At 68.3% G+C, this 15660-nt stretch carries 18 protein-coding genes; all 18 read right to left on the reverse strand.

What is annotated here, in order from left to right; genetic code table 11:
- Positions 1-87: 87 nt before the first annotated feature.
- The 18 genes from M9980_RS07285 to thiS all read right to left on the reverse strand — a co-directional run bounded on the left by M9980_RS07285 (position 88) and on the right by thiS (position 15574).
- Entirely contained in the window at positions 88-1740 is a 1653-nt protein-coding gene (locus M9980_RS07285; protein WP_250748222.1) for a M56 family metallopeptidase, read from the reverse strand.
- Complete coding sequence (locus tag M9980_RS07290) at positions 1737-2105, reverse strand: BlaI/MecI/CopY family transcriptional regulator (RefSeq protein ID WP_250748224.1); 369 nt, start codon at positions 2103-2105, stop codon at positions 1737-1739. Before M9980_RS07290 ends, M9980_RS07285 begins: the two co-directional genes overlap by 4 nt.
- Before the next feature lie 389 nt (positions 2106-2494).
- Positions 2495-3808, reverse strand: coding sequence for a glycosyltransferase (locus tag M9980_RS07295; protein WP_250748226.1), 1314 nt, complete (start codon positions 3806-3808; stop codon positions 2495-2497).
- A gap of 34 nt (positions 3809-3842) precedes the next feature.
- Positions 3843-4175 (reverse strand): Grx4 family monothiol glutaredoxin, encoded by a 333-nt coding sequence (gene grxD / locus M9980_RS07300; RefSeq protein ID WP_250748240.1) that lies wholly within the window; start codon positions 4173-4175, stop codon positions 3843-3845.
- Between the two features lie 4 nt (positions 4176-4179).
- Positions 4180-4416 carry a BolA family protein gene (locus M9980_RS07305; protein WP_250748243.1) on the reverse strand — a complete coding sequence of 79 codons (237 nt, stop codon included), beginning with the start codon at positions 4414-4416 and terminating at the stop codon, positions 4180-4182.
- A 5-nt stretch (positions 4417-4421) separates the two neighbouring features.
- Positions 4422-4745, reverse strand: coding sequence for a DUF1476 domain-containing protein (locus tag M9980_RS07310; protein ID WP_250748246.1), 324 nt, complete (start codon positions 4743-4745; stop codon positions 4422-4424).
- Positions 4746-5029: 284 nt separating this feature from the next.
- Entirely contained in the window at positions 5030-6031 is a 1002-nt protein-coding gene (locus tag M9980_RS07315; RefSeq protein WP_250754824.1) for an NADPH:quinone oxidoreductase family protein, read from the reverse strand.
- The gene (gene leuD, locus M9980_RS07320) at positions 6012-6626 is read right to left on the reverse strand and encodes a 3-isopropylmalate dehydratase small subunit (RefSeq protein WP_250748267.1); all 615 of its coding nucleotides are present in this window, start codon (positions 6624-6626) and stop codon (positions 6012-6014) included. The genes M9980_RS07315 and leuD overlap by 20 nt, the downstream gene beginning before the upstream one ends.
- On the reverse strand, positions 6623-7474 hold the full coding sequence (locus M9980_RS07325; protein ID WP_250748284.1) for an N-acyl homoserine lactonase family protein: 852 nt from the start codon (positions 7472-7474) through the stop codon (positions 6623-6625). Before M9980_RS07325 ends, leuD begins: the two co-directional genes overlap by 4 nt.
- 2 nt (positions 7475-7476) lie before the next feature.
- Positions 7477-8913 (reverse strand): 3-isopropylmalate dehydratase large subunit, encoded by a 1437-nt coding sequence (leuC, locus tag M9980_RS07330; protein ID WP_250748289.1) that lies wholly within the window; start codon positions 8911-8913, stop codon positions 7477-7479.
- A 33-nt stretch (positions 8914-8946) separates the two neighbouring features.
- Entirely contained in the window at positions 8947-9909 is a 963-nt protein-coding gene (locus tag M9980_RS07335; protein ID WP_250748291.1) for an NAD-dependent epimerase/dehydratase family protein, read from the reverse strand.
- Positions 9910-9924: 15 nt separating this feature from the next.
- Positions 9925-10812 carry an alpha/beta hydrolase gene (locus tag M9980_RS07340; protein ID WP_250748293.1) on the reverse strand — a complete coding sequence of 296 codons (888 nt, stop codon included), beginning with the start codon at positions 10810-10812 and terminating at the stop codon, positions 9925-9927.
- On the reverse strand, positions 10812-11447 hold the full coding sequence (locus M9980_RS07345; RefSeq protein WP_250748296.1) for a CoA transferase subunit B: 636 nt from the start codon (positions 11445-11447) through the stop codon (positions 10812-10814). Before M9980_RS07345 ends, M9980_RS07340 begins: the two co-directional genes overlap by 1 nt.
- A 55-nt stretch (positions 11448-11502) precedes the next feature.
- Positions 11503-12597: an HAD family acid phosphatase gene (locus tag M9980_RS07350; protein WP_250748299.1), complete on the reverse strand. Its 1095-nt coding sequence runs from the start codon at positions 12595-12597 to the stop codon at positions 11503-11505.
- Positions 12594-13313: a CoA transferase subunit A gene (locus tag M9980_RS07355; protein WP_250748302.1), complete on the reverse strand. Its 720-nt coding sequence runs from the start codon at positions 13311-13313 to the stop codon at positions 12594-12596. Before M9980_RS07355 ends, M9980_RS07350 begins: the two co-directional genes overlap by 4 nt.
- A gap of 85 nt (positions 13314-13398) precedes the next feature.
- Complete coding sequence (locus M9980_RS07360) at positions 13399-14091, reverse strand: VIT1/CCC1 transporter family protein (RefSeq protein WP_250748305.1); 693 nt, start codon at positions 14089-14091, stop codon at positions 13399-13401.
- Between the two features lie 194 nt (positions 14092-14285).
- Positions 14286-14474: a CsbD family protein gene (locus tag M9980_RS07365; protein ID WP_250748307.1), complete on the reverse strand. Its 189-nt coding sequence runs from the start codon at positions 14472-14474 to the stop codon at positions 14286-14288.
- A 92-nt stretch (positions 14475-14566) separates the two neighbouring features.
- Entirely contained in the window at positions 14567-15574 is a 1008-nt protein-coding gene (gene thiS, locus M9980_RS07370) for a sulfur carrier protein ThiS (RefSeq protein ID WP_277998294.1), read from the reverse strand.
- Between the last annotated feature and the right edge of the window lie 86 nt (positions 15575-15660).

Consider the following 15660-nt stretch of genomic DNA (forward strand, 5'->3'; position numbering starts at 1 on the left):
GGTTCGCCCGCATGCCTCCCGACAATCGTCCGGTCGCCGCACAGGGGAGCGCGGCGCCGAAGCCGGGCGGAACCGCCGAGCGACCCGTCAATCCTTGCGGTTCGATTCCATCGATTCCATCTCGCGGATCGCGCTGTCGATGCCGGACAGGGCGGCGGCGCGCTGGCTGTCGGTCATGTCGCGATTGGCCTCGATGCTGCGGCGGGCGTCGCGCAGCCCCTCCAGAGCGGTGGTTTCGGCGTGACGGCGGATGACGACGGCGCGCGTGCCGGCCTTGTCGGCCTCACCCATCGACAGCGCCGCCATCTTCTCGATGCGGTTGGTGCAGATGATGACGATCTTCTTCGCGCCATCCTCGCGGCGGATGACGTTCTCGCCCTTGCCCTCGCCCTCAGTGCAGGTGCGCGAGCTGATCTCGGGCATGTTCTTCAGGCGGTCGCGCATTTCGGGGCTCAGGCCCGCGATAGCCTTGTCGTCCCAGGCCATCGGCTTGCCGTCCTTGCTGCGGAACACGAAACGATGCTTCACGCCGCCCGGCCCCTCGGGCAGCTTGATGTCGAGATCGCCGATCTCGTCGTCGGTCAGCGTGCGGGTCACCCCGTCCTTGTCGTGCATGATGACGCGGACCTTCTTCACGGGCTTGCCGTCGACATTGGTCACGGTGACCTGACGGTCGATCGAGGTGCCGGGCGCGCCGGGAGCCCGGGGCGCGGGCGGTGCGGGAGGGGGCGGCGGCAGGTCCTGCGCCAGCGCCGGCAGACGCGGCAGCTCCATCGCCGCGAAATCGACGCCTGTCGCGGTCTCGACGCCGGTGCGGACGCCCTCTGCCGCTGCGGTGCCGGAGGCGGTAACGCCGAGCCCGGTCAGCAGCAGCGCGCCGAGGGCAGCGGTGCCGGCATACAGGCGGGTACGGGTCGTGCGGTCGTGAACTCCAAGCATCTTCAACCTCCCTTTGATCTCGTTGATGGTGTGCAGGTGACAGGCGGCAGACACGGCGCCGCCGTGCGCGGACTTGACGATGGCGCGACCGTAAGCGGCGCGCAGCTCGCGGGCGCGACCGGCCAGGACGAGGGCATCGCACGCCATCTCCTGGTCGGCGCGGAAGGCGCGATAGGCGCGCCAGGCGACCGGATTGAACCAGTGGACCGCCAGGATGACGAGCGCGATCCAGTTGGCGATCAGGTCGCCGCGGGCGTGGTGGCCAAGCTCGTGCGCCAGCGCCAGATCCTGTTCGAGCGGATCGTACCGCTCGGCAAAATCGCGCGGGAAGGCGACGAACTTGCGCCAGACGCCGAACGCCAGCGGCCCGGTGGCGGCATCGGTGGCGATGACCCGAACATTGCCCGCCGCGACCGGCGTCACGCTGTCGGCATGGCGGCGGATGCGGGCGCAGAACCGGTGGTGGGCGATGATGTGCCACAGGGCGAAGCCGGCGGTGCCGATCACCCAGAGCGCCACCACGACGGTGGGCCAGCCGAAACCGTTGGCGGCCTCCGCGGGCAAGGTGGCGACGGGATCGCCGAGGTAGATGGTGATGTCCTGCGGCGTCGGCAGCACCGGGATCGCGGCACCACGCCAGCTGTCGGGCAGCGGCGGCAGGACCATGCGCAGCGCCGGGATCGCCCAGAGCGCATAGCCGATCGCCGGGCCGAAGTGGCGGCGGACAGGGGTGCGGATCGCGAGCACCACCAGCATCAGCAGGCTGGTGGCGATGACCGTTTCGACGGCCCAGGCGATCACGACTTCAGCTCCTGCAGCAGCGCCTCGATCTCGGCGATGTCCTCTGCGGTCAGTTCGTCGCGTTCGGCCATGTGCGCGACCAGCGGGGTCAGCTTGCCGCCGAACAGCCGGTCCATCAGCCGCCGCGATTCGCCGGCGACATAATCGTCACGCGCGACAAGGGGGCGGTAGAGGTAGCGGCGCCCGTCCTCCTCATAGCCGACGACGCTTTTGGACAGCAGGCGCCCAAGCAGCGTCTTGACGGTGTTGGCGCTCCAGCCGCGGTCGGGGGCGACGCGTTCGGCCACGTCCTGCGCGGTGAGCGGGGACGCGTCCCACAGCACCTCCATCACCGCATGCTCGGCATCGCTGATTCGTTCGGCCACGTGGATCCTCCCTACGACTACGCCTGTAATCGTACTGATTACGTGTGTAGTCAATAGGGGGATTTCCTGATGCTGCGGCGTGGAAATGACTTGAAGTTCGGACCACCCAGCCCCCCGTTCGTGCTTAGCTTGTCGAAGCACGTGCCGGTACACGTGCTTCGACAAGCTCAGTACGAACGGGCGGGGAGCGTCGGCGATTTTTACAATTGCGGTGCGTGGTTAACCGCCGGCAACCACCGTCCGGCGCGGAAAAGCGCCGCCGCGCGCGACTGGCACGGCATCTGCATCGCTTGTGACAGCCGAGCGTTCCACGCTTCAGCAGGGCGGGTCGTCGAACCCCCTATGGTCCCCACCCAAGGCGACCCGCCCGCACCCGGCTCTTCGACAGATCAGGCCGTCGCCAGCGTCCCGCGATAGGTGCGCGATCGTGGATCGCGCTTCGGCGGGAACAACAGCGCCGCATCCTCCTCCAGCCGGCGCGCGGTATTCGCCATCGCCGCAGGATAGATGTCGCCGAACAGCGTCTCGAACGTGCGCCGCCAGCTGTAGTTCGCCTCGACGAGCGCGCGCCCTGCCTGCCCCATATCGCGCGCGCGATCGGGCCAGATCGCGGCGACGTTCGCCGCCATCGCCACCATATCGTCGACCGGCGAGAGCAGGCCAGTGCCCTCCGGCACCCGGTCCGGCATGGCACCGCCAGTCACGCCGATGATCGGCAGGCCCGATGCCTGCGCCTCCAGTACCGAAACCCCGAACGTCTCGTCCGCCATCGCCGAGACGTAGATGTCGCCGGACGCCAGCGCGCGGGCGAGTTCGCCGCGATCCTCCTCGAAACCGGTAAAGGCTACCGGCAGGTCGGCAGCCTCGGCCTCGAGGCGGGCGCGCAGCTTGCCGTCGCCGACCATGACGAGCGCAGCGCCCAGATCGCGCGGCAGGCGGCGCATCATCTCGACCAGCCGGTCGGCGCGCTTCTCGTTGTCGATGCGTCCGGCATAGACGAGCAGCGGCCCCTGCCCGCTAAGCCCCAGCGAGCGGCGATAGTCGGGATCGCGCTTCGACGGGTGGAACAGGTCGGTATCGACGCCGAGCGGGAGCACGCTCGAGCGCGTGATCGTGCGCTTGCGCAGGGCGGCGCGCGCGTCTTCGCTGAGCGTATAGACCCAGTCGAATTCGCGGTAGGTGACTTCGGCATAGCCCCAGATCAGCGACCGCAGGATGCGCGCGGTCGTCTCACCGAATTTCTCGCGCCCGACGCGGTAGATGTGGGCGTTGGGGAAATCGGTGCGGTACCCGGCGACCAGTGTCGTTTCCGGAAACGCCTTGCGGTGGTTGATCGCGGTCCACGGCAGCAGCCAGGGGCAGAGCGATTCGATGACGTCGGGGCGGTATTCGGCCAGCACCTCACGCACCTTTCCGGTGCGCAGGATGAAACGGTAATTGGGGCTGCCCCGCACTGGATCGGCGCCGACCTCGACGAAGATGTGGCGACCGTTGACGGTCACGCGGTCTTCGGGGCCGGGCACGATCTGGAGCAGATGGTGCGGCGTGTGGGTCAGCACATAGTCGCGCTTTTCGCGCAGGTAGGTGCTGATGCCGCCGCCGCCCGAGGGCGAATAGCTCTGCGTCAGGTCGCACAGCAGCAGTGGGCGGGATGCTCCACGGACGCCGCCCGATACGCCGACGGCCTGGGTATTCTGCAACACGTCACTTCGCCTTGAAGGTTTTGCACGCGGAGGGTCACTCCGCGTGGGCAATCCCCTTCTCGGACAGAAGTTCCTTGAGCTCGCCGCTCTCGTACATCTCCATCATGATGTCCGATCCACCGACGAACTCGCCCTTTACATAGAGTTGCGGGATGGTCGGCCAGTCGCTGAACGCCTTGATCCCCTGGCGGACCTCCTGGTCCTGAAGCACGTCGACGCTGTCGAACTCGACGCCCAGATGCTGGAGGATCGCGATCGCGCGGCTGGAAAAGCCGCACTGCGGGAACAGCGGGCTGCCCTTCATGAACAGGAGCACGTCGGCCTTGTTGACGAGGTCGCCGATACGGGCGTGGGTGGGGTCGGTCATCGAACTACTCCTGGGGAACCGCGGTGGTGAGCTGGAGCGCGTGGAGCACGCCCCCCATCCGCTCGCCGAGCGCGGCGTACACGGCGCGCTGCTGCTGCAGGCGCGACTGGCCGCGGAACGACGCGGACGTCACGCGCGCAGCATAATGATCGCCGTCGCCGGCAAGATCGGTGATCTCGACCTGCGCATCGGGGATGCCGGCGCGGATCAGCGTTTCGATATCGTCGGCGGCCATCGGCATCGCGGCTATTTCGCCTCCATCAGCTGGCGGCGGGCATCGACGGTCGCTTCCTCAAGCGCGCGGCGCACTTCGCCCTCGTCGATCTCGACCGACGCGGCGGTCAGGTCGCCCAGCAGCTTGCGGATGACGTCGTCGTCGCCGGCTTCCTCGAAATCGGCCTGGACGACCGCCTTCGAATAGGCGTCGGTCTCCTCGGGCGTCAGGCCCATCTTCTGCGCGGCCCACTGGCCGACCAGCCGGTTGCGGCGCGCGGTCACGCGGAACGCCATTTCCTCGTCGCGCGCGAACTTGGTCTCGAATGCACGTTCGCGGTCGTCGAAACTGGTCATCGCATGCCCCTTGCTGTCCTGGCGGATGAGATAGGGCGGGGGCGGGAGTGGCGCAACCTGCGGTGCGGGGGTTCGGAGGAGAAGGTGGTTCAGAGAAGGCGCGAAGGCGCGAAGAATGAAAGGGAATTGTTCGCGCAGAGGCGCGGAGGCGCGGAGATTGCGTTCTTGCCTCGCCGAAGGCGCTCCAACGCTGTCGCATTAAAGCGCTACGCGCAGACCTGGCGCTGACGCCTCCGCGTCTCCGCGTGCCCCCTCTTCCCTTCGCGCCTTCCCTGAACCCCCTTCTACTGCGAAACCTCGACCACCAGCTTCCCGATCGCCCCACGCGCGGCCATCTTGGCGATGGCTTGGCCGCCGTCCGCAAAGGCGAAGGTATCGGTGACGCGGGGGTTGATCCGGCCTTCGGTCCAGAGCCGGAACAGCGTATCGACGTGGGCGGCGTTTGCCTGCGGATCGCGTGCGGCAAACGCGCCCCAGAACACGCCGCACACGTCGCAGCTCTTCAGCAGCGTCAGGTTGAGCGGCAGGCGCGGGATGCCGGCGGGGAAGCCGACGACGAGGTAGCGCCCCTCCCACCCGATCGATCGCAGCGCCGGTTCGGCATAATCGCCGCCGACCGGGTCGTAGATGACGTCGTAGCCGCCTTTGCCGCCCGCCGCCTTGAACTGGTCGGCCAATGCCTTCGACTGGTCCTTGTCGAAAGGCGCGCGGGCATAGACGATGGTTTCGTCCGCCCCGGCATCGCGCGCGGCCTGCGCCTTTTCCTCCGACGACACCGCCGCGACGACGCGGGCGCCATACGCCTTGCCGAGCTCGATCGCGGCCAGGCCGACGCCGCCGGCGGCGCCGAGGACGAGGAGAGACTGCCCCGCCCTCAGATGCCCACGGTCGAGCAAAGCGTGGATGGTGGTGGCGTAGGTCAGCAGCAGCGCCGATCCTTCCGCGAAGCTGCGCCCCTCGGGCAGGCGGTAGAGTTTCGCCGCGTCGACCGCGACCTTCTCGACCAGCCCGCCGTGACCGACCATGCCGATGACGCGGTCGCCGACCGCCCAGCCCTCGACCCCCTCGCCGACCGAATCGATCACGCCCGCGATCTCGCCACCCGGCGCGAACGGGCGCTGCGGCTTGAACTGATATTTGTCCTCGATGATGAGGACGTCGGGATAGTTGATCGCGCACGCCTTCACCGCGACCACGACCTGCCCCGCGCCCGCCACCGGATCGGGCAGCTCGGCGAGTTTCAGGGTTTCCGGTCCGCCCGGCGCCTCAGACAGCAATGCTCGCATCATGGCCTCTCCCGCTGATCCACGGGCGATGCTGTCGATCCGCGGATTCGAATTTCGAAATCGCGGTATCCCTTGCCAGCGTCAGGCCGATCTCGTCCAGCCCCTGCATCAGGCAGTCGCGGCGGAACGCATCCATCTCGAAGGCGAAGCGGTCCTGGTAGCTGGTGGTGACGGTCATCGTCTCCAGGTCGACGGTGACCTCTCCGTCCTGCGCGGCCTCCATCAGCCGGTCGATCGCCGCCTGGGGCAGGACGACGGCGACGATGCCGTTCTTGAACGCGTTGCCCGAGAAGATGTCCGAGAAGCTGGGCGCGATCACCGCGCGCAGGCCCATGTCGCCCAAGGCCCAGGCGGCATGTTCGCGGCTGGAGCCGCAGCCGAAGTTCTCGCCCGCGATCAGGATCGGCGCGCCGGCGTAGCGCGGATCGTCGAAGATGTTGCCGGGCGCGCTGCGCACCGTTTCGAATGCGCCCTTCCCCAGCCCCTCGCGCGTCGTCGTCTTCAGCCAGTGCGCGGGGATGATGACGTCGGTGTCGATGTTCTCCGCACCCCACGGATAGGCGCGGCCCGAGACGCGGGTGACCGGCTGGTTCATTCCGCCGCCTTCGGGAACACCGGCAGCTTGGCGACGTCGGCGGGTTCGTGCTGGATCACCACGGTCGCCTTCAGGTTCGCGGCCATGCGCTTGAACCGGTCGAGGCTGGCGAGCGTGTCGGCGCGGTTGGTGTTGAACGCCGGCACCGCATTGCCCGCATAGTTGCTCGCGAAATGGGCGAGGTCGCCGGTCAGCAGCACGTTGCCCATGCCGCGCAGCCGCACCAGCAGCGATTTGTGGCCCGGCGTATGGCCGGGCGTGTCGAGGATCGTCACGCTGCCGTCGCCGAACACGTCCTTGTCGGCGCGCACCGCCTCATATTTGCCGCCGCCCGTGATCCAGTGGGCGAGCGGTGCGGGATCGACGTTGGCGGCGCGGTCCTTAGCGGTCAGCGCCGACCAGTCGCCCTGCCCGATCAGCAGGCTGGCCGAGGGAAAATCGCGCGCCTGCCCGGTGTGATCGCCGTGATAGTGGCTGACCCCGACATATTCGATGTCGGCGGCGTCGAGCCCGAGTTGTTTCAGCTGCTCGACGATGGTCCGCGGCAGCGCGATCGCCGATTTCGGATCGGTACGGTTCGATGCCGCGTACCCCGTATCCCACAGCATATATTCGTCGCCGTGGCGGATCAGGTAGCAGCTGGCGACCAGTGCCTTCTTCTGCCCGTCGAGCGCGTGGGTGTCCGAAAAGGCGGCGATGTCGCGCGGCGTCTTGTTCGCGCCGCAATCGAGCCGCGTCAGCGTCACCCGCGGCACCGGTTTCGACACCGCGGTCTGCCCGGTCGCCGAATAGGCACAGACGCCGGACACGATCGTTCCGGCGGCCAGCAAGGCCAATACGCGCTTCATCGTCACTTCCCCCCCATCAAGTCCCGAACGTCCGACAGCCTCCCCGTGACTGCCGCCGCTGCCGCCATTGCCGGCGACACCAGATGTGTACGCGCACCCGGCCCCTGCCGGCCAACGAAATTGCGGTTGCTGGTCGACGCACAGCGTTCGCCCGGCGGCACCTTGTCCGGGTTCATCGCCAGGCACATCGAACAGCCGGGCTCGCGCCATTCGAAGCCGGCGTCGGTGAAGATACGGTCGAGTCCCTCGGCCTCGGCCTGGCGCTTCACCAACCCCGATCCGGGGACGACGAGCGCGCGGACGCCGTCGGCGACGTGGCGACCGTCCGCGACCGAAGCGGCGGCGCGCAGATCCTCGATCCGACTGTTGGTGCAGCTGCCGATGAAGACGTGGCCGATCGCGACGTCCTGCATCCGCGTGCCCGGCGCGAGGCCCATGTAGTCAAGCGACTTGCGCGCGGCGACGCGCTTCGACGGGTCGGCGAAGCTGTCGGGATCGGGCACGCTGCCGGTGATGGCGACGACGTCCTCGGGGCTGGTGCCCCACGTCAGCGATGGCGCGATGTCGGTGGCGTCGAGCTTCACGACCGCGTCGTAGGTCGCGTTGGCGTCGCTCGGCAGGCGGCGCCAGACGGCGACCGCGCGATCCCAGTCAGCGCCGGTCGGGGCCATCGGGCGCCCCTTCAGATAGGCGAAAGTCGTCTCATCGGGCGCGATCAGCCCGGCGCGGGCGCCGCCCTCGATCGACATGTTGCTGATCGTCAGACGGCCCTCGACCGACAGCGCGCGGATGACGTCGCCGGTATATTCGACGACATGTCCGGTGCCCCCCGCCGCGCCGATCCGCCCGATGATCGCGAGCACGACGTCCTTGGCGCTGACCCCGAATCCGAGTGTGCCGTCGACGCGGATTTCCATCGTCTTCGATTGCTGGAGCAGCAGGGTTTGCGTGGCGAGAACGTGTTCAACCTCGCTGGTGCCGATGCCGAAGGCGAGCGCCCCGAGCGCGCCGTGCGCCGAGGTGTGGCTGTCGCCACAAACGAGCGTCGTGCCGGGCAGCGTGAAACCCTGTTCGGGGCCGACGACGTGGACGATGCCCTGTTCCGCGGCGAGCGCGTCGATGTAGGGCACGCCGAATTCGGCGACGTTGGCGCGCAATGTGGCGAGCTGGTTGGCGCTTTCCGGGTCGGTGATCGGCAGCGCGTTGCCCGCGGCATCGACCCGCGGCGTGGTGGGCAGATTATGGTCGGGTACCGCGAGGGTCAGGTCGGGGCGACGCACGCTGCGCCCGGCGGCGCGGAGGCCGGCGAACGCCTGGGGGCTGGTGACTTCGTGGACGAGATGTCGGTCGATGTAGATCAGGCACGTGCCGTCGGGTCGCCGCTCGATCACGTGATCGGCCCAGATCTTTTCGTAAAGGGTGAGTGGACGGCTGGCCATGACGGCCTCCCGTTAACGCAATCGTTCGCGCGATCAACCCGCAGCGATATTTTGTTGCGGCGAAACGTAGCTCGCGTCGTGCGCGAATGGCAGCGGTGTGCCGACGCGGAGGCTGTCGAGGACCGCGGCGAAGTCGGTTGCGCAGCGGAAGCCGAGGTCGCGTTCGATCGCACCGGCATCATAGATGCGGCCGACACTGGCCGGCAGCGACCAGCCGCGCGCTGCGTAAAGGGCGGGCGCGTCGGGGAAGTAGCGTGCGATGACCGCGGGTGCGTCCGCCTTCAGCGACGCGGCGTCCTCTCGCGCGAACGGCGTCGGGGCGGAGACGATGTAGGTGCCGAAACCGATCCGCGGCGCGCGTTTCAGCGCGGCGACGTGCGCGCGGGCGCAATCCTCGACGGTCAGGCGACGGTTTAGGAATTCGTTGGCCTTCATGTTCTCGCCCGACAGCGCGTCGTGGGTGTCGTCCTCCTCGGGAAAGAAGCGCGCGGTGCGCAGCACGACGACGGGCAGCCCGCTGTCGGCTTGGGTCAGGCGGCACAATTCTTCCGCGCTGCGTTTCGTGACGCCGTAGATGTTGCGCGGGGCAAGCGGGCCGCTGCCCTCGTCGAGCCACACGGCTTCGCCCGCGCGTTCGTCGCGGATCGCCTGAGTAATCATCAGCGAGGTGGTGGAGGTGAAAACGAAACGCGACGCGGCGTGCGCCACCGCCGCCTCCAGCAAATTGAGCGCGCCGGTGACGTTGACGTCGATGAACGCCTGCTGCGGGAAGCGGGCGATGTCGGGCTTGTGCAGCGCGCCGGCGTGGACGACCGCGTCGATCGCATGCTCGGCAAAGGTCCGGTCGACCAGCGCGCGGTCGGCGACGGTGCCGATGACCTGCGTGTCGGTACCCGGCGCGGTGTCGAACCCGACCACCCCATGCCCCGCATCGCGCAGCATCGGCGCGAGGTGCCGCCCGAGCCAGCCGCTCGATCCGGTCAGGAGAATGCGCACGCTCGCCGCCCTCAGCTATCGCCGCGGCGCGGGCATCGCGCGGTTCAGGAAGGCGACGCTGTCGGTCAGAATCGGCGCCTTGCCGCGGAACGGCTTCGACAGCGCCATCGCTACGTCTTCATGCGTCAGGCCGGTATAGTTGCGATACTCCACCGGCGCGCCAACACGGCGCAGCTCGATCGCGAGGTTGCGGGCATTCTTGGGGCGGACGACGGTGTCGTTGCTCGATGTCACCAGCAGCAGCGGCGCTACGCCGGCGCGGGCGAAGGCGATCGGCTGGGTTGCGAGCGGATCGGCGCCCTTCATCGCCTCCACCGCGCGACCGGTGAAGGGGTAGAAGTCGTATGGGCCGCTGAGGCCCACGCCCGCCTTGACGATGCCCGGATCGACGCCCTCGGCGCGCAGGAAGCGCGGGTCGAGCGCCAGCATCGCGACGGTGTGCGATCCCGCCGAATGGCCGGCGAGCGCAATCCGCGTCGGGTCGCCGCCATATTCGGCGATGTGGTCGCGTGTCCAGCGCACCGCCTGCGCGCCGTCCTGCACGAAGGCTGGGAAGCGGACGCCGGGCACCTTGCGATAGTCCGGCACGATCACGACGAACCCCTGCGACGCATAGGCGCGCGCGGCAAAGGCATAGGCGTCGCGCGTCCCCTTCACCCAGCCGCCGCCGTAGAAGAAGACGACGACGGGCCGCGGATCATCGGCGCGGACGGCGGGGCGCCACACGTCGAGCCGCTGGCCGTGTGTGCCGAACGCGATCCCGTCGCCCATTTGCCGCGTCCCCCGCCCGCCGCCGACGGCGCCATCGAGGATGCTCAGCAGCTTCGGCGGCTGGGTGAATGCCGCCGCAATTCCCAGCGCGGCGAGGACGGCCACCGCCGCGACGATCGCCCAGCGCAGCATCAGGCGTCGTAGCGGGCGGTGGTCTTTGCCGCGACTTCGTCAGCAGTCACGCCGGGGGCAAGCTCGACCAGCTTGAACGGCGACTGGTGGTCAGGGCGCTGGAAAACGGCCAGGTCGGTGACGATCATGTCGACGACGTTCTTGCCGGTCAGCGGCAGGGTGCAGTCGGGGATGAACTTCGGGTCGCCGTTCTTGGACGTGTGCTCCATCACGACGATGATCTTCTTCACGCCGGCGACCAGATCCATCGCACCGCCCATGCCCTTGATCATCTTGCCCGGGATCATCCAGTTGGCGATGTCGCCGTTCTCCGCGACCTCCATCGCGCCCAGCACGGTCAGGTCGATGTGCCCGCCGCGGATCATCGCGAAACTGTCGGCACTGGAGAAGTAGACGCTGGAGGGCAGCTCGCTGATGGTTTGCTTGCCCGCATTGATGAGGTCGGGGTCGGCCTCTCCCTCATAGGGGAACGGCCCGATGCCGAGCATGCCGTTTTCCGACTGCAGCGTGACGGTCATGCCCGCGGGGATGTTGTTCGCCACCAGGGTCGGGATGCCGATGCCGAGGTTGACGTAATAGCCGTCGCGCAGCTCCTGTGCGGCGCGGGCGGCCATCTGATTGCGATCCCAGGGCATTCCTTCGGCATTCCTTCTATGTAGAGTTCGACTGGCGGGACGTCGCCGCGACGGACTATTTCGGCTGCACCGCCGTGCCCGCCGCCGGCGCTGTCGCCGCCGGCCCGGGATCGGTCCAGCGCATGTCGTGGGGGAAGATCTCGTCCGCACTGCCCTTCAGCGCGGTGCCGTACACCGGGTTGGGCAGCATGAACCATCCGTTGCCCCACAGCGCAGCGAGCGCGGGCGAGCCGGCGAGCGCGCGGCGGGTGGAGGGGGCGAGCCGCGCCTCGTTGAACAGGTCGCTGAAATCGCCGAGCTGGTCGCCGACCAGTGCGATCACGCAGTAGCCCGATGCGATCGCCCAGCGGCGGTCGTCCTTGCCAGAGCCCCCGCCGTCGTCGCCCTTCAGCCACAAAGTGGTGCCGTGCTTGGCAGGCCCGAGCCCGGCGTGCGCCAGCGCCGCTTCGGTCGCGGCGGCATTTTCGGCCAGACGGTTCGAATTGAAGATGACGGTGATGCCCGCCGCCCGCGCGGCGTCGAGCGCCATCTTGGCGCCGGGTACCGCGACGACCTTATCCGCGCCGCTCTGTTCCCAGCGCGACCAGCGAGCGGCGTCGTAGCTTTCGCCGCGGCGCGCGGCGTCGGCCTCGTAACCCAGGTTCAGCACCGCGGTTTCGTCGATGTCGAGCACGACGGCGAGCGGCTTTGGCCCGCACGGTTCGAATTGCGGCGCGTTGAGCGAGGCGCCGTCGGAGAGCACGACCTGTCGTGCCGCGCCCTTCTTCCCGTAGGTGACGATGTCGGCAAGGTAGCGTTGCAGCGCGCGATACGCCTGGATCGACCCCGCGGACGCCTCGCCGGAGCCGTAGAGATACTGCATGCCCTCGGGGACGACACCGCGTGCGGGGAGCGTCGCCGGAATGCCGGGTGCGGGCGGCGCCTCGGCGCCGACCTGCCGCTCCTTCAGGGTCGGGACGAGATTGGTCAGCCCCTCCCCCGCCGACGGGGCCGGGAGCGTCTGCGGCGCCGCGCCCTGGTGCGCGGCGCGCTTCTCCGCCATGCGCGACTTGACGATCGCCGACGACGATGCCGCGATGGGCACGACGGCAGCAGCAATGCAGCCGCTGGTCAGCGCCATCAGCGACACGGCCGCCAGCGCGCGGATCACGCCGCAGATACCGCGTCGGCGCGCGGGCGCGTCGTCAGGAACTCGATCTTCTTGTCGTAGGGCGCGCCGACAATCATCCGTTTCACATAGATACCGGGCAGGTGGACGGCATCGGGATCGAGCGTGCCGACCGGCACGATTTCCTCGACCTCGGCAACACAGATGCGCCCCGCGGTCGCCATCGGCTGGTTGAAGTTGCGCGCGGTCTTCCGGAAGATCAGGTTGCCCGCCTCGTCCGCCTTCCACCCCTTGATGATCGACAAATCGGCGCGGATGCCGCGTTCGAGGATGTAATCCTCCCCGTCGAAGCTCTTCACTTCCTTGCCCTCGGCCACTTTCGTGCCGACGCCGGTCTTGGTGTAGAAGCCGGGGATGCCCGCCCCGCCCGCGCGGCAGCGTTCGGCGAGCGTGCCCTGCGGACAGAATTCGACCTCGAGTTCGCCCGACAGATACTGGCGCTCGAACTCCTTGTTCTCGCCGACGTAGGACGAGATCATCTTGGCGACCTGGCGACTGCGCAGCAGCTTGCCGAGCCCCTCATTGTCGATGCCGGCGTTGTTGCTGGCGATGGTCAGGCCGGTGACGCCCGATGCCTGGATCGCGTCGATCAGCCGTTCGGGGATCCCGCACAGGCCGAACCCGCCCGCGCAGATCGTCATGCCGTCGTGCAGCAGCCCGTCGAGCGCGGCGGCGGCATCCGGGTACAGCTTCTTCATCGGCATCCCTCCTGGCGTGTGTCGCCGATTAGGGCGACGCGCAGGGTGCGGTCAAGCCAAGGTGAATGGGTATTCAACTTGGTTGCTACAGGTTGGCGCCGGCCACGCGCCCAATCGCTGCGGTGACCGCCATCGCCGCCGCGCCCCAGAAGGCCACGCGCACCATAGCTGCCGCAACCGGAGCACCGCCGGCCCGGGCGCCCAATCCGCCCAAGGCCGCGAGCAACGCGACGGTGACCGTTGGCAACACCCAGACCAGCATCGCATGCGGCGTCAGGATTGCGGTCAGCAGCGGCACGATCGCCCCGGCTGCAAAACTTGCGGCCGAGGCAGCGGCGGCCTGCACCGGCCTGGCCGCCAGCGCCTCGTGAAGGCCGAGTTCGTCGCGCATGTGCGCGCCGATCGCGTCGTGGGCCATCAACTGCTCGGCAACCGCCCGCGCCGTCGCGGGATCGACGCCGCGCTCCCGATAGATGCTGGCCAAGTCGATCAGTTCGGCCTCGGGCGCAGCCGCCAGTTCGGCGACTTCCTTCTCCCGATCCGCCGCTTCGGTATCGGCCTGCGAGCGCACCGAGACATATTCGCCCGCCGCCATCGACATCGCGCCAGCGACCAGCCCGGCTAGCCCGGTCAACAGGATCGTCGCGCGCGAGGGGTCGGCGGCAGCGACGCCCATGATGAGACTGGCGGTCGACACGATGCCGTCGTTCGCGCCCAGCACGGCGGCCCGCAGCCAGCCGATGCGCGACACCAAATGCCCCTCGGAATGGCTACGCATCGCCGCGGGGAGCAGCGTGGGGAGGATTCAACGTCACCAGCACAGTCATCCCAGGATCCTTTCGGCAATCCACGCAGTCATGTGATCGCGGGCATCAGGCTTGGTCAAGCGACGCCGCCGAAACGAAGCGGGCCGTCCGGTTTCCCGAACGGCCCGCTCCCCGTAGTGCCCCCCAGCGGGGGGTTCGTCCGGGTTCAGATGTCGTCGCCGAGGGCGCCCTTCACCGAACCAACTGCCTGCTGGGCCTTGCCCTTGCCTTCCTGAGCGGCGCCTTCGGCGGCCAGCTTTTCGTTGCGGTCAGCACCGTCGCCGGCGAGCGCCTGCTTGGCCTTGCCAATGGCTTCGTTGGCGTTGCCCTTAACCTTGTCGACGAATTCGCCCATGATCTGTCTCCTTAAATGCCGCGCCTAACGCCTCGGCATGGTGTGGAAAGAGAACGGTCGATTGCGTCCTGCGTTCCGCAGATCGTCGTTATTTAGATCAGTCCGGCGAGCGGGCTCGATGGGTCGGCATAGCGACGCTTCGCCATGCGACCGGCGCGGTAGCTCAGGCGGCCCGCCTCGACCGCGGATTTCATCGCCGCGGCCATCAGGATCGGATCCTTCGCCTCGGCGATCGCGGTGTTCATCAGCACCCCGTCGCAACCGAGTTCCATCGCCGCCGCCGCGTCCGACGCGCAGCCGACGCCGGCATCGACCAGCACCGGCACTTTCGCGCCCTCCACGATCAGGCGGATGGTGACCGAATTCTGGATACCGAGACCGGAGCCGATCGGCGCGCCCAGCGGCATGATCGCGACCGCGCCGACATCCTCCAGTCGCTTGGCGGCGATCGGATCGTCGACGCAATAGACCATCGGCAGGAAGCCTTCCTTGGCCAGCACCTCGGTCGCGCGCAATGTCTCGACCATGTCGGGATAGAGGGTGCGTGCCTCGCCCAGCACCTCCAGCTTCACCAGATCCCAGCCGCCCGCCTCGCGCGCCAGCCGCAGCGTGCGGATCGCGCTCTCGGCGTCGAAGCAACCGGCGGTGTTGGGGAGGTAGGTCACTTTCTTCGGGTCGATGAAGTCGGTCAGCATCGGCGCATTGGGGTCGCTGACGTTCACGCGGCGGACGGCGACGGTCACGATCTCCGCGCCCGACGCCTCCAGCGCGGCGGCGTTCTGGGCGAAGTCCTTGTATTTGCCGGTGCCGACGATCAGGCGCGAGCGGAAAGTGCGCCCGGCGACGGTCCATGTGTCGGCGTCGATCGGCGAAGCATGATCGCCACCCCCGACGAAGTGGACGATCTCCAGCTCGTCGCCATCCTCGACCAGCACCTGATCGAGCGTCGAGCGGGGTACGACCTCCAGGTTGCGCTCGACCGCCAGCTTGGCGGGCACGAGGCCCAGGCTCTCCGCCAATCCGGCGATGGTCATGCCGGCGACGACGCGCTTGTGCTCGCCGTTCACGGTGATCGAGACGGTGCCGTCGGTGCTGGCCAAGATGATATTCTCCGTTCTCGACTTCGCTCTGTTCGAGCGGGTAAGGATGCGGGCACGATCTAGGTCCGCATGCCGGACGCCGCAAC

The sequence above is a fragment of the Sphingomonas donggukensis genome, assembly GCF_023674425.1.
GTDB classification, from domain to species: Bacteria; Pseudomonadota; Alphaproteobacteria; order Sphingomonadales; family Sphingomonadaceae; genus Sphingomonas; species Sphingomonas donggukensis.